A 13,368-nucleotide genomic window follows, 5' to 3' on the forward strand; every position below is an offset into this window, starting at 1 on the left:
CGGACCGGCCACCTGGTGGGAGACTAGGTCACACCCCGGGCGACGGCAAAGACAAGTGCCCCGAACAGCCTGCCAGTTTGACAGCCTCGAGGAATCGAGTACAAAAGAGTGCGCGGTTCAGCCCGAGGGGCCCTGGACCTCTGACAGGGGAGACGAGGGATGCGGACGATGAAAGCGGCCGAAATGAAGCCGTTTCGCCAGTCGCTCGAGGCGATTCGGGCCCGCCTTCGGGGGGATGTCAACACGATGGCCGATGCCGCGTTGCGGAAGAATCGCGCCGAGGCCAGCGGCGACCTGTCGACGATGCCGATCCACATGGCGGATCTGGGAAGCGACGCGTACGAGCAGGAGTTCACGCTCAGCTTGATGGCGTCGGAGGAAGACACCCTCGAATTGGTCGAAGCCGCGCTCGAGCGGATCCGGGCCAAGACATACGGCCAGTGTGAGGAGTGCGGGGGCGTGATCGCCAAGAAACGCCTTGAAGCCCTCCCATTCGCGCCGACGTGCATCCGCTGCGCGGAACGGCTCGAGTCGGGCGGGAGTCCGCGGCTGCCGCGGTGACCGACCGGTTCGGGTGACGCACACCATCGCCTCCGGCCGCGCGGCAGGTTGCGCTCGACCGTGCAGCCTGAATCCGGTCCTCGGCAGCCTGGCGGCCCCTGCTGTCCAAACAGCAAGGCATCGTGGGTTCAGGTATTCTGCAGCGACACTGTACCTTGTCTGAAAAGTAATTGTTCGGCGCCGCGGGCGTTGAATCCGTGGCCACGACCCGCGCCGGCCGCACACCTGCCGCTGTCTTTCCGTAGATCCGGGCGCGGGGGTTGTGAGGCCTCCGGCCTACGGGCGATCGAGGGGGGATGCTCGCGGGAGACACTCCGTGGCAAGGCGGAATCCCGATCACGCCTGCGAGCAGGGAAGGGCAAGGCTGATGGCAAGTCATCGAAAAATGTGGCTGGTGTTCATGCTGCTGGCGCTTGGGGCCGCCGCACTCGATCTGATCACCAAGCAGTGGCTGTTTTCCGTCCTGGGGATGCCGGGAAAACATCCCGGCATCGTCGTCGTTCCTGGAATCCTCTCGCTCGAGATGAATCTCAACGAAGGGGCATTGTTCGGCATCGGTCAGGGGTTCGGCATGGTGTTCGCGGCGATCTCGGTCGTCGCGATCGGCGGGATCGTGACGATGGTGTCGCGCCCCGCGACGCGCGGCGATCCGCGCCTCCTCGGCGCCCTCGGGCTGATCACCGGCGGCATCATCGGCAACCTGTACGATCGGCTCGGGCTGGCGGGACTTTCCTGGGAAGAGCCTGCCTCGCGCGCGGGAACCCCGGTGATCGCCGTCCGGGATTGGATCCACTTTCGACTCGACGGCGTGATCGACTGGCCGGTGTTCAACCTCGCCGATGCGTGGCTGGTGATCGGTGCCACCGCGCTGATCGCGATCTCGCTGCGGCCCGCGCGGGGCCCGCGCCTCGATCCGACGACCGACGAAAATCGGGCGGAAGATCCCGAGGACGGCCGCCCCGTGCAGGAGGCGACGCGGGCGTCTGCGGCGACCGCCGGCGGAACGCAATGACGATAGCCGACGAGCGCAGCGCCCGGGCCGGAGATGGCCGTTCCGCAGCACGGGCGTCGGATCCCGACGTGGCGGCGCGCCTCGACACCGCCCTCGATGCGGTCCGGGCGAGCACGGCAGCGACGCTCGCCTGGTTCCGTAATCCCGATCTCGGCGTCGAGGTCAAGGCGGACAACTCGCCGGTGACGATCGCCGATCGCGCCGCCGAGGAGGTGCTCCGTGGGCACCTGCTGCGGGCGTGGCCCGACGACGGATTCCTCGGCGAAGAGTCGGGCGCGGCGGTCGGCCGCAGCGGCTTCGAGTGGATCGTCGACCCGATCGACGGCACGAAGTCGTTCATCCGCGGCGTGCCGCTGTGGGCGACGCTGGTCGGCTGCCGGCGCGGAGGGCAGGGGGTGCTGGGGGTGATCGCGATCCCGGCCCTCGACGAAGCGGTCTATGCGGCCCGTGGCGGCGGAGCCTGGCATGTCGAGCGCGGCGGCGTCGCGACCCCCGCCCGGGTGTCACGGCGCGGCGTGCTGGCGACGGCGCTGGTCACCACCAGCGACTTCACCTCGTTCGGGAAGCGCCGGGACGAGGCTGCCGGTCGGGCTTCCCGCGGGGCCCTCGAACAGGCCTGCCAGGTGGCGCGCACCTGGGGCGATGGCTACGGCTACCTCTTGGTCGCCACGGGCCGCGCGGAGGTGATGGTCGATCCGGTGATGAACCCCTGGGATGCGGCGGCCGTTGAACCGGTGATTGCCGAGGCCGGGGGGCGGTTCACCGACTGGTTGGGCGAGCCCCGCATCGACGGAGGCGATGGCGTAGCCACCAACGGCCTCGTCCACGATGCAGTCCTCGCCCTGCTTGCCGACCGGCCGGGCCCGGGCCGCTGACGACCGGCCGCCGCGGCGCGCGGGTTGCGATGGCGCCAGCCCCCGCGCAACCCTTCCGGCGGGACAGACGGGCCGATCCCCTCCGACGCCTGGCCCCCGGGCGACTCGGCTTGCGGAAATCGGCCGATTCACTATGCTTTTTGGCTGGTTTTCCGGTTCCGTACCCGTTTCGAACAGGCTGGGTCACCGTGGCACGTTCCTGCGAAGTCTGCGGCAAGGGGTTCTCGATGGGGAACACCGTCACGATCCGCGGCAAGGCGAAGTACCTGGGCGGGGTGGGTACGAAGGTGACCGGGATTTCGCGCCGCAAATTCAAGCCCAACCTCCAGCGGCTCCGGGTCACGGTCGGGCAGGGGACGAGCACGTCGGTCCTCGCGTGCACGCAGTGCATCCGCTCGGGCCGGGTGACGAAGCTCGTTCGCCACAAGCCGTTTCGCCTGCCCACCGTCGAGACGCCCAAGACCGTGGCGGAGGACGTCGTTCCGTCGGGTCCCCGCGCACGGCCCTGAGCCGCTGACGGGGTTGGGCGACGGTCGGCGGTGACCACCGGGCCCCGCAGGGTGCCGTTCCCGTGCCGGCGGCTCGGTGCGGTTCCGGGGGTCGATTGGCCAAGGTGATCGTGCTGATTCCGCCAGGGGCGGCGTCTGCTACGCGAGCGAGTATTCCCGCCGAGGAGATCCACCGTCGATGAGCCTGTCCCCCGCCGAAGTCGCGAAGGTCGGACTGCTCGCCCGGCTGGCTCTGTCGCCCGCCGAGCTCGAGGGAATGGCGCGCGAACTGTCGTCGATCGTCGGCTTCGTGTCGCAGCTCGGTGACCTCGACGTCGCGAGCGTCGAGCCGCTCGCCCACCCGCTCGAGACCCGCAACGTGCTGCGGGCCGACACTGTCCACGACTGCCTGTCGACGGCCGAAGCCCTCCAGTCGGCTCCCCGGCATGACGGTGAGTGTTTTCTCGTTCCGGCGGTGCTCGGCGAGTCGGGATCCGCCTGACACGGCCTCCCGCGCCGTCGGGCGCCGATCCATGTCGCGGGCGGACCAACGCCGCCCGTTCCCCTTCCCGCCCCGAGACACGGCCTTCCCCGATGCAACCCTGCGAACTGTCAAGCACCGACATCGTCGCCGCCGTCCGGCGGGGTGAGGTGTCGGCCGAACGGGTGGCGACGGCGTTTCTCGACCGGATCGCGAGGGTCGACGGTTCGATCAACGCGTTCCTTGCGGTCGATCGTGAGGGTGCGCTGGCGACGGCGGCGGCGATCGACCGCCGCCGGCGGGCGGGCGAACCGCTCGGGCCACTCGCCGGACTGCCGGTCGCCGTCAAAGACGTGCTCTGCACCCGCGACCTGCCGACCACCTGCGCCTCGAAGATGCTCGCCGGCTTCCGGCCGCCGTACGACGCCGAAGTCGTCGCCCGGCTGCGCCGTGCCGACGCCGTGATCCTCGGCAAGACGAACATGGACGAGTTCGCGATGGGGGGATCGAACGAAAACTCGGCGTTCGGCGCCGTCCACAACCCCTGGGACCTCGACCGCGCCCCGGGGGGCTCGAGCGGGGGTTCGGCAGCGGCGATCGCGGCCGACATGGCCCCCGCCGCGCTCGGGTCCGACACGGGTGGTTCGATCCGCCAGCCCGCCGGCCTGTGTGGCATCACCGGTCTCAAGCCGACCTACGGGCGCGTCAGCCGGCGCGGCCTGATCGCCTTCGCCTCGAGCCTCGACCAGGTCGGGCCGATGTGCCGCTCCGCGGCCGATTGCGCCCTGGTGATGGAGACGATCGCGGGGCACGACCCGGGCGACTCGACGGCACTGTCCGCTCCGGTGCCGGCGTACTCGCAGCTCCTCGAGCAGCCGCTCACCGGCCTGCGGATCGGCCGCGTGGCCGACCATTTCGGTGCCGGACTGGAACCCGAGGTGGCCCGCGGCGTGGAAGAGGCGTTCGCCGTTTTCAAGGCGGCGGGGGCGACGATCCACGATGTCGAACTGCCCCACGCCCGGTACGGCGTGCCGACCTACTACCTCGTCGCTCCCTGCGAGGCCGCCAGCAATCTCGCCCGGTATGACGGGGCCCACTACGGCCATCGGAGCACGGTCACCGCCGGGGGTTTCGATTCGCCGCTGGTGGAGATGTACTGCCGCAGCCGCGCCGAGGGTTTCGGTTCCGAGGTCAAGCGCCGGATCATGCTCGGCACCTATGCGCTGTCGGCCGGGTATTACGACGCCTACTACGCCCGTGCCCTCCGCGTCCGCCGGCTGATCCGCCAGGACTACCTCGACGCCTTCGAGAAGGTCGACGTCATCGGCGGGCCGGTGTCGGCGACGGCGGCCTTTCGCCTCGGCGAGAAGACCGGCGACCCGCTGGCGATGTACCTCGTCGACCTGTACACGGTGGCGACGAACCTCGCCGGCATGGCGGGGATCTCGTTTCCCTGCGGCTTCACGCGCGGCGGACTGCCGATCGGCTTCCAGCTCCAGGGGCCCGCGCTCTCCGAGGCGCTCCTGCTCCGTGTCGCCGACCGCTTCCAACACCTCACCGACTGGCACCAACGCCGCACCGCCGCGCTCCCCGCGTGACCGGCCGCGGTCCGCACTCCTCCCCCCGTCTCGACCCGGAACCGGGCCCATGCCAACCGCCGCCGCCCCGTACACGACCGTCATCGGGCTGGAGGTGCACGTCCAGCTCCTCACCCACACGAAGCTGTTCTGTGGCTGCCCGACCGACTTCGGCGCACCCCCCAACACCCAGGTCTGCCCGGTGTGCCTCGGCCTGCCGGGCTCGCTTCCTGTCCTCAACCGACGGGCCTTCGAACTCGCGCTCCGTGCCGGGCTGGCGCTCGAGTGCCGGATCGCGCCGTTCACGAAATGGGACCGGAAGAACTACTTCTATCCCGACCTGCCCAAGGGCTATCAGATCAGCCAGTTCGACCTCCCGTTCGCCACCGACGGCAGCCTCGAGGTCGTCGATCCGCGCGGGGCCTTCCCGCCGCGGCGCGTCGGCATCATCCGCGTCCACCTCGAGGAGGACGCCGGCAAGAGCATGCACGACGAGGCCGCCGGCACCGGCGACAGCCGCATCGACCTCAACCGCGCCGGCACGCCGCTGGTGGAGATCGTCAGCCAGCCCGACCTCCGCAGCCCGCAGGAGGCCCGCGCCTGGCTGACCGAGTTGCGGCTGCTGCTGGTCTACCTCGGCGTCAGCGACTGCAACATGCAGGAGGGGAGCCTGCGCGTCGACGCCAACGTCAATCTCCACGTCCCCCGCGGCGACGGGATCGCCAAGACGCCGATCGTCGAGATCAAGAACATGAACAGCTTCCGCTCGGTGGAGCGGGCCCTCGCCTACGAGGCCGCGCGGCAGTGGGAGGAGTGGCAGGAGACGGGGATCGAGATCGGCAAGGCGCCCAAGCAAACGCGTGGGTGGGACGACGCCGCCGGCGTGACCCGAGCCCAACGCCACAAGGAGGAGTCGAGCGACTACCGCTACTTTCCCGACCCCGATCTCGTGCCGGTGACCGTCAGCGACGCCGACGTCGCCGCGGCGCGGGGGGCGATGGGGGAGCCGCCGACGGCGCTCCGCCGGGCGCTCGAGGCGCGTTGGGGCATCTCCGCCTACGACGCCGACGTGATCGTCAACCAGGGGCGCGACGTCGTCGCCTACTACGAAACGGTGGCCGGCATGGTGGGAGCCGGCAAGCCGGCGAGCAATTGGCTCCAGCAGGACGTGCTCCGCACGCTCAACGACCGCGGCGGCACGATCGCCGAGTTTCCCGTCGGGCCGGAGGCGCTGGCGGACCTCGTCGGCCGGGTGGCGCGCGGTGAGTTCGACACGGCGCGCGGCCGGGAGATCTTCGCCGGTCTGCTCACCCTCGGGCGTCCGGCGACGCCAGCCGACGTCGGCACGGCCGTCGCCGCGCTGGGGATCACCGCGGTGAGCGACGACGACCTGGTGGAGTTGGTCCGCGACCTGCTCGCCGCCAACCCGAAGATCGTGGCCGACGTGAAGGGGGGCAAGGAGCAGGCCGCCGCGGGCCTCATCGGCCAGGCCCGCAAGAAAAACCCCAACGTCAACCCTGCCAAGGTCCGCGAGACCGCGATTGCGTTGATCCGCGGGTCCTGACGCCCCTGCGCACGGGCCTCACCGGCCGCCTGCACCTCTCCCCATCGGCCTTTCCATGCCGCTCCTCCGCCCGCGCGTCGTGACGCTGACGACCGACTTCGGCGCCGGGAGCATCTACGTCGCCGAAGTGAAGGGGCGGCTGTTGTCGGCGGCCGTGCCGGTGACGCTGGTCGACATCACCCACACGCTTCCGCCCCACGACGTCAGCGCCGGAGCGTGGATGGTGGCCCGCGGCTGCTTCGCCTTCCCCGACGACTCGCTGCACGTCGTGGTCGTCGATCCGGGGGTCGGCACCGGCCGCCGGCTGGTGTGGGCCCGCGTCGGTCGCCAGCAATTCCTCGCCCCTGACAACGGCGTCCTGTCGCTGGCGATCGCCCGCCACGGCCTCGTCGGCTGTCACCGCCTCGCCGTACCCGCCGAGGCGTCGAGCACGTTCCACGGCCGCGACGTCCTCGCACCGGCGGCGGTGCGGCTCCTCGAGGGCACCGACCCGGGCGCCCTCGGCGCGGCGGTGGCCGACCTGGTGACGCTGCCACTGCCGCGGCCGTTCCAGCGCGACAAGGCGTGGCACGGGGTGGTGGTCGACGTCGACACGTTCGGCAACCTGGTCACCAACCTCCCGGCGGACCTCTGGCCGGCGGTCGTGGCCGCCGGGGCGATCGACCTCGGCCCCCACCACGTGCGGTCGCTCGTCCGCACCTACGGCGATGCCAACCCCGGGACGGCTGTGACCCTCGTCGGCTCCCAGGACGTGATCGAAGTGGCGGTCGTCCAGGGGAGTGCGGCGTCGCGATTCGGCGCCGGCGTCGGCAGCGCCGTCACGATTCCCGCTCCGCCGCAGGCGTGAGGCGGGGCCGACGCCCCGGGCATCAAGGGGCTGCCCTCGGGGCGAGCCACAAGTGTCCGCCGCGGACTGCCGGCGGGCACCGTGGGCGATTGCCCGACCGGAACGCCTGAGTGACAGTTGCCCGTTCGGGGAGGCCGCCGGGCCGGTGCGTGCCGACCGCTACACTGCGGTCATGATCACCACCACAACCCCCGCGCCGCCGCGCGAGGCGCCCCCCTCCGCACCGACGGCGGAACAACTGGCGCGCTGGGACCGCGAGCACGTCTGGCACGCGTTCACGCAGATGCAGGAGTACGAACCGCTCCTCATCGAGCGCGGCAGCGGGGCGTGGTTGGTCGACACGGCCGGCCGGCGCTACATCGACGGCTCCGCGAGCATGTGGTGCGTGGTCCACGGCCACCGCCACCCGCGCCTCGACAGGGCGCTGGTCGAGCAGGCCGGCCGCGTCGCCCATACCACCAATCTCGGCCTCTCCAACCCGACGACGGTGGCGCTGGCGCGGCGGCTCGTCGAGGTCGCGCCGGCCGGCCTCGAGAAGGTGTTTTTTTCCGACGACGGCTCGACCGCGATCGAGGCGGCCCTGAAGATGGCGTTCCAGTTCTGGCTCCAGGCCGACCCGCCACGGCCGGCGCGGCGCCGGTTCGTCGCCCTCGACGACGCCTACCACGGCGACACGCTCGGGGCCGTCGGCGTCGGCGGAGTCGACCGGTTCACCGATCTGTTCGCACCGCTGACGTTCGAGGCGATCCGGCTGCCGGTGCCGATGGAGCGCGGCAGCACCATGGTCCGGGCCGTCGACGCCGCCGCCTGCCTGGCGCGCCTCGAGGCACTGCTGGCCGCCGAGGGGGACTCGATCGCCGCGGTCGTGATGGAGCCGCTCGTCCAGGCGGCCGGCGGGATTCTCGTCCACCCGCCGGGATTCCTCGCCGCCGTGCGCCGGGTGACCGCGGCCCACGGCGTGTTGCTGATCCTCGACGAAGTGGCGACCGGCTTTGGCCGCACCGGTCGCATGTTCGCCTGCGACCACGAGGGGGTCGTGCCCGATTTTCTCTGCCTCGCCAAGGGGCTCACCGCCGGCTACCTGCCGATGGCGGCGACGCTCACGACCCAGCGGGTCTGGAACGCGTTTCTCGGCAGCCACGGTGACCGGCGAACGTTCTTCCACGGCCACACCTACGGTGGCAACCCGCTGGCCGCCGCGGTGGCCCTCGAGAGCCTGGCGATCTTCGACGACCGGCACGTGCTCAAGCACGTCACGGAGATCGCCGGTCGGCTCGCCGACCACCTCGCGCGGATCGCGCGGCTCGAGCATGTCGGGGCCGTGCGGCAGTGCGGGTTGCTCGCCGGCATCGAGTTGGTCGCCGACCGGGACCCGCTCACGGCGTATCCCTGGGAGGAGCGCCGCGGAGCGCGGGCGTGCCTCGAGGCGCGGCGCCACGGCGTGCTCCTCCGCCCCCTCGGCGACGTCGTCGCGATCGTGCCGCCGCTGTGCATCTCCGCCGACGAGCTCGATCTGCTCGCGACCGCGGTCGAGGCGGGGATCGTCGCGGCGACGGCATGAGCGAGGCCGCGGGCCGTCAGTGGGCGACCGACTTGCTCCCCTCGGCGGAGCCGCCGATCGGCGCTCCCTCGGGAAGTGGCCGGCAGGCGGTCTGGAGGCCGAGGCGGTGGAGCTCGGCGCGGACGGCGCGAAACAACTCGAAGCTGTCGGGGTAGGTCCAGAGCGTGATCGTGGTGTCGGGCGCGATCCCGGCGAGCACACGCCGGAAGCGCGATGCCGCGGCGAGGGCCTCCTCCTCGGTCTCGCCGATCGTCTCGCCGACCGGCCTGATCACCCATTCGCGCGAACGGATCAGCACCTGCCCACGGGCCTGATCGACGCGTGCCTCGATGACGTAGTCGAGCCCGAACTGCTGCACCGGCCCGACCGACTCGATGCGCGTGGCGAGCGACGCGAGATTGGCGCCGGCGCGCCTCGTCTGCGCCTTGGCCTGCTCGAACAGCTCGGTGAGCGGGATGTAGGCGATCCGGCCGGCGGCGAGCCGGAAGTGGAGCTCCTCGCCATTGACCGTGCGGCCGATCGGCGTCGGGTAGGCGAGCACCTCACGGGTCGTGGCGGCGGCATGCGAGAGCCCCTCGGCCTCGAGCTGCGTCCGCTCGATATCCTCCTCGAGGATCGTCCGCTTGGCGGCCGCCTCGGCGGCGCGGGCCGTCGCTTCGTCGGTCGCCTGCCGCGCCGCCGCCAGGTCGACCTTCACCGCGGCGATCGCGGTGGCGAGTTGGAGCCGTGCCCGTCCGGCCTCCTCGGCCGCCGCCGCGACGACGTCCGTCTGCGCCGACAGTTCCGCGACCTCGCTTTCCAGGCTCCGTGCGGTGACGGCGAGCTCGCCGACGGCGCGCCGAACCTCGGCCGCCTGCGTGTCGGTCGCCGCGGCACCGCCGACGAGCTGGTGCACCCGCCCGCCGACGAGCATCACGAGGATCACGAGGATGCCGACGATGTTGGTGACGACGTCGAGGAACGAGTCCTGTCCTGCCGTCTCGATCTCGCCGGACCGCGGTCGGGCCATCGCGGTGGACTCCTCTCAGGGCTGGATGGCGGCGTAGCCAAGGCGGCCCACCGGGGGCAGGCTGCGGATCTCGTCGCCGCGCGTGTCGGTGGTGGTCTCGAGGCCGGAATCGGCGAGCAGGCGGCAGAGGTCGTCGCGCCGCCCCGCGCCCCCCGCCGCGGCCGAGAGGACGAGCTGCGGTTTCCAATACATCCGGTCGCCGGCGAGCCCCCAGCGGCCGACCTTCTCGCGGAGGGCCTCGACCAGCGCGTCGACCGATTCGACCGTCGCGCCGGGCACCGCCACGCGCGTCTCGACCCGTCGGCTGCCATCGGCCAAGATCCGGAGCTCGTCGGCGGCGCACTCGATCCGCACCGGACGCGTGATCGGGATCGGTCGGTCTTGTGTCGCGAAACTCGCCCAGTTGCTGCCGCGCTGCGTCGACAGGGAGACCGTCGCGCCCCCCGCTGCGGCACCGGGCTGCCCGGCACTGCCCGCCGGGGGACTGAGCATCCCGGGCATCGGTTGGCCCCCGGAGCCTCCGGCCATGCCACCGGCGCTCCCTCCGGCGGTCGCTGCACCGGTGGCGCCCGCGCGTGCCGCTGCTCCGCCGGCTGCTCCAGCTGCCGCATCGCCGGCTCCGCCACCTCGCGCCACGTCCCCGGCCGTTGGGGTTCCGTCGGTCGCTCCACCACCGGCGAAGGCCGAGGCCGCGGCCGACGCATACCGATCACCGACCTGGCCCCCCGGGCCCGGCGCGGCACCGCGCGAGGAATCGCCGCCCGGTCCGCCGCCACCGGCCGCGATCCGGCCAGCGGGACCCTCCCCGGAGCGCGACGCGGCCGTCGCCCGGGAAAAGGCACCTCCCGTCGTGCCTTGGCCGCCGGCGCCCCCTTGGCCGCCGAGCACAGGACCATTTCCGTGCGCCGCCGTGTCGTCGCCGCCGGCGACGAGCGGTCGGCCGGGACCTTCCGGCGCGTCGCCGCCGCTGCCGTCGCCGGACGTCCCGGAGCCAGTCCCACCGCCACCGGGACCGGCGCCGGTCCCCAGCGCCGATCGACCGTCGCGGGGTCCGGCGCTGGCCTGCTGCTCGGTCCACTCCCAACGCGACTGGTCGCCGAGGACGCTCGGCCCCCCCTCGGAGACGATCCCGCCGCGCGTCGTGGCGGCGCGGTACAGCGGCTGACGCGCCGCCGGCTTCGCCGGGCGAACCTCCGCCAGCCATTGCAGCCGGCGCCGCGATTCCTCGACCGCGCGGACCTGGACGTCGCGGAGGAGGGGATCGGCCGGGGGAAAGGCGAGCGTCCAGTCTTCGTCGACGAGCTGGTAGCCGAATTCGCTGCCCCACGAGGCGATCGCCTCCCGCGCGGCGTAGTACGCCATGATCCCCGACGGCCGGACGAGGAGCAGCGGGTAGGGCTGCTGCGCCGGATCGGCGGGATCGCGCGCCGTCCGGGCCATGTGCTCGCGGGCGGCGCGGAGGGCGCTGGCGAGCGGGTTGCCGGGCCCCGGGGGCCCCTCGAAGTCGGCCGGCCCGAGCCGGATCCCCTCCGGTTGGAGGAACACGCCGTCGATGCAGCACTCCACGTACAGCGGACGGCGGTGGGTGCCGTGCGTGCCCTGGTAGGGGATCACCGCATACGCGGGAGGACGGTCGGCCGACTCGGCACGCTTTTTCTCGAGCGACTCGCGGGCCGAGCGGAGCTGGCCTTCGAGGCTCGTGAGGTCGTCGTCACCCGGCTGCGCGCTCGGCGCCCCCAGCGCCTTCACGGTCGCCACCAGCCGGTCGAGCTCGTCGGCCAGGGCCCGGGCGTTCTCCTCCGCGCCGGCGAGCTGGAGACGGGCCGTGGCCAGGTCGGCGGCGGTACGGTCGCGAACGCCGCGCAGCTGGTCGACCCGCCACGTGGCCGACTCCCGCTCCAGTTCGACGTCGGCCAGGGCCGCCTGCACCGCGGCGCGGCCGGCGTCGCCGGCGGCCCGGCTGAAGATCACGAGCAGGACCAGCAGCCCGCCCATCATGCAGATGAGCACGGCGAGAAACGGGAACAACGAGATCGTCGGCCCGACGGTGCGGCGGAGTCTGGTCATGCGGCGTGTCCGACCCGGCGCACGACCGCGAGGTCGACGCGCCGCGGCTCGGCGACGTCGGCGGCGCGGGCGGCGAGGAGCTGCACGGCGGCCGACAGGGCGGTGAGCGTCTCCTCGAAGCGTCCGGCGGACCCGAGCGTGGCGAGGTTGCCCTCGAGGGCCCGTTCGAGCGTGGCGATGTCGCGGGTCGCGTCGACGACGCGGGCGAGGAGCTCGGTCTGGCCGGCGATCGCCTGCTGGTGGCGCCCGAGCCCGGCCACGGCCTCGGAGAGCGCCCCGGCGGCCTTCGCCCAGCGGTCCTCGTGGGCCCCGGTGAGGTGGGCGTGGGCCTCGGCCAGGCTCGAATGCCAGCGCCCGAGCGTCTCCTCGAGCGACGTGGTCACCGCGGTCCGCAGGGCCACGCCCGACTCCGCCAGCATCCTCTCGACGCCGGCCCCGGCGGTCTGCTCCAGCCCCTGCCAGGCCTTGGCCTGGGCTTCGATGAGCTCCCGGGTGCTTCGCGTCACGGCCTCTCCGAGACGGGCCACCGCCAGCGCCGTCACGTCGCCGCCGGCGGGGGTCTGGAACCGGCCGGCGAGCGTCGCCCAGGCGGTCTCGTCGACCGCGGCGAGGAGCTGCTGCTCCTGCCGATCGAGGATGAATTGCACGAACATCAGCACCATCGACAGCGCGAGCGCCGTCGCCGTGGTGTCGAAGGCCACGCCGAGGCCGGCGACGACGAGCGTGATGTTCTCCAGCTGTGTCGGCGACAGATTGGCGATCGCCTCGGTGATCCCGATCACCGTGCCGAGGAAGCCCATGATCGGGATCGCCCAGACGATGAACCGCACCAGGCCATGTCCACTCGCGGCGCGCGCGGCGTCGAGGTCGGAGAGGTATTTGAGGTGGTCCTCGAGCCCCTCCGGCGACCCCGTCCGAGCCACCATGTCGAGGGCCTCGCGGAGCCGGCGCGGGAGCCAACCCTCGGCGTCTTCGTCGATCGAATCGCGGAGCGACACCGCCGTCCCGGGCTCGTCGCCGCCGTCCGCCGGTGCGTCAAGCCACGTCTCTTCGACATGCGACCGCTGCGTCGCCACGTCGATCATCTTGATGACCAGCGCCGCGAGGCCGACGCAGAACATCGTCGTCTCGACGTACTCGACCCAGTGGCCGGCGAGGTAGCGGATCGTGCCCGGATGGGTGACGACGCCGGCACGGATCAGGGCGAAGAACGCGAACGCACCTGCTCCGCCCCAGACGAGCGGCGAGCGGACGAGCAGCGTGGTCAGGCGGGCGACGAACGGCACGGCTTCCTCTCCCGGAACGTCGGGGCCGAACGCACCGTCG

12 protein-coding genes are annotated in these 13,368 nt (G+C 72.2%); 9 read left to right on the top strand and 3 right to left on the bottom strand.

Going from position 1 to position 13,368, the window contains the following annotated elements:
- Positions 1 to 168 precede the first annotated feature (168 nt).
- The 9 genes from FJ309_07745 to bioA all read left to right on the top strand — a co-directional run bounded on the left by FJ309_07745 (position 169) and on the right by bioA (position 8,966).
- Positions 169 to 561, top strand: a complete 393-nt coding sequence (locus tag FJ309_07745; protein MBM3954492.1) for a TraR/DksA family transcriptional regulator — start codon at positions 169 to 171, stop codon at positions 559 to 561.
- Positions 562 to 928: 367 nt separating this feature from the next.
- Positions 929 to 1,573: a signal peptidase II gene (locus FJ309_07750; GenBank protein MBM3954493.1), complete on the top strand. Its 645-nt coding sequence runs from the start codon at positions 929 to 931 to the stop codon at positions 1,571 to 1,573.
- Entirely contained in the window at positions 1,570 to 2,448 is an 879-nt protein-coding gene (locus FJ309_07755) for an inositol monophosphatase (GenBank protein ID MBM3954494.1), read from the top strand. Before FJ309_07750 ends, FJ309_07755 begins: the two co-directional genes overlap by 4 nt.
- Positions 2,449 to 2,477: 29 nt before the next feature.
- Complete coding sequence (rpmB, locus tag FJ309_07760; GenBank protein MBM3954495.1) at positions 2,478 to 2,957, top strand: 50S ribosomal protein L28; 480 nt, start codon at positions 2,478 to 2,480, stop codon at positions 2,955 to 2,957.
- 178 nt (positions 2,958 to 3,135) lie between these two features.
- Positions 3,136 to 3,438, top strand: a complete 303-nt coding sequence (gene gatC, locus FJ309_07765; protein ID MBM3954496.1) for an Asp-tRNA(Asn)/Glu-tRNA(Gln) amidotransferase subunit GatC — start codon at positions 3,136 to 3,138, stop codon at positions 3,436 to 3,438.
- Positions 3,439 to 3,530: 92 nt separating this feature from the next.
- Positions 3,531 to 5,015 carry an Asp-tRNA(Asn)/Glu-tRNA(Gln) amidotransferase subunit GatA gene (gene gatA, locus FJ309_07770; GenBank protein ID MBM3954497.1) on the top strand — a complete coding sequence of 495 codons (1,485 nt, stop codon included), beginning with the start codon at positions 3,531 to 3,533 and terminating at the stop codon, positions 5,013 to 5,015.
- A gap of 49 nt (positions 5,016 to 5,064) precedes the next feature.
- Entirely contained in the window at positions 5,065 to 6,558 is a 1,494-nt protein-coding gene (gene gatB / locus FJ309_07775) for an Asp-tRNA(Asn)/Glu-tRNA(Gln) amidotransferase subunit GatB (protein MBM3954498.1), read from the top strand.
- Between the two features lie 55 nt (positions 6,559 to 6,613).
- The gene (locus tag FJ309_07780) at positions 6,614 to 7,405 is read left to right on the top strand and encodes an SAM-dependent chlorinase/fluorinase (GenBank protein MBM3954499.1); all 792 of its coding nucleotides are present in this window, start codon (positions 6,614 to 6,616) and stop codon (positions 7,403 to 7,405) included.
- Positions 7,406 to 7,577: 172 nt separating this feature from the next.
- A complete protein-coding gene (bioA, locus tag FJ309_07785; protein MBM3954500.1) occupies positions 7,578 to 8,966 on the top strand; it encodes an adenosylmethionine--8-amino-7-oxononanoate transaminase in 1,389 nt (462 codons plus the stop codon).
- Positions 8,967 to 8,982: 16 nt separating this feature from the next.
- Here the strand turns inward: bioA and FJ309_07790 are convergent, their stop codons facing one another.
- The 3 genes from FJ309_07790 to FJ309_07800 are packed head-to-tail and all read right to left on the bottom strand — an operon-like array spanning position 8,983 to position 13,328.
- A complete protein-coding gene (locus FJ309_07790; protein MBM3954501.1) occupies positions 8,983 to 9,975 on the bottom strand; it encodes a hypothetical protein in 993 nt (330 codons plus the stop codon).
- 15 nt (positions 9,976 to 9,990) lie between these two features.
- Positions 9,991 to 12,042, bottom strand: coding sequence for a hypothetical protein (locus FJ309_07795; GenBank protein ID MBM3954502.1), 2,052 nt, complete (start codon positions 12,040 to 12,042; stop codon positions 9,991 to 9,993).
- Positions 12,039 to 13,328: a MotA/TolQ/ExbB proton channel family protein gene (locus FJ309_07800; protein MBM3954503.1), complete on the bottom strand. Its 1,290-nt coding sequence runs from the start codon at positions 13,326 to 13,328 to the stop codon at positions 12,039 to 12,041. The genes FJ309_07795 and FJ309_07800 overlap by 4 nt, the downstream gene beginning before the upstream one ends.
- Positions 13,329 to 13,368 lie beyond the last annotated feature (40 nt).

This window comes from Planctomycetota bacterium, assembly GCA_016872555.1.
Taxonomy (GTDB): domain Bacteria; phylum Planctomycetota; class Planctomycetia; order Pirellulales; family UBA1268; genus F1-20-MAGs016.

Excerpts from the sequence above, each read along its gene's own strand:
- FJ309_07750 (MBM3954493.1), top strand. The coding sequence starts at position 929 with ATGGCAAGTCATCGAAAAATGTGGCTGGTGTTCATGCTGCTGGCGCTT.
- FJ309_07790 (MBM3954501.1), bottom strand. The coding sequence starts at position 9,975 with ATGGCCCGACCGCGGTCCGGCGAGATCGAGACGGCAGGACAGGACTCG.
- rpmB (MBM3954495.1), top strand. The coding sequence starts at position 2,478 with ATGGCGCCAGCCCCCGCGCAACCCTTCCGGCGGGACAGACGGGCCGAT.
- bioA (MBM3954500.1), top strand. The coding sequence starts at position 7,578 with ATGATCACCACCACAACCCCCGCGCCGCCGCGCGAGGCGCCCCCCTCC.
- gatB (MBM3954498.1), top strand. The coding sequence starts at position 5,065 with ATGCCAACCGCCGCCGCCCCGTACACGACCGTCATCGGGCTGGAGGTG.
- gatC (MBM3954496.1), top strand. The coding sequence starts at position 3,136 with ATGAGCCTGTCCCCCGCCGAAGTCGCGAAGGTCGGACTGCTCGCCCGG.
- FJ309_07780 (MBM3954499.1), top strand. The coding sequence starts at position 6,614 with ATGCCGCTCCTCCGCCCGCGCGTCGTGACGCTGACGACCGACTTCGGC.
- FJ309_07755 (MBM3954494.1), top strand. The coding sequence starts at position 1,570 with ATGACGATAGCCGACGAGCGCAGCGCCCGGGCCGGAGATGGCCGTTCC.
- FJ309_07745 (MBM3954492.1), top strand. The coding sequence starts at position 169 with ATGAAAGCGGCCGAAATGAAGCCGTTTCGCCAGTCGCTCGAGGCGATT.
- gatA (MBM3954497.1), top strand. The coding sequence starts at position 3,531 with ATGCAACCCTGCGAACTGTCAAGCACCGACATCGTCGCCGCCGTCCGG.
- FJ309_07795 (MBM3954502.1), bottom strand. The coding sequence starts at position 12,042 with ATGACCAGACTCCGCCGCACCGTCGGGCCGACGATCTCGTTGTTCCCG.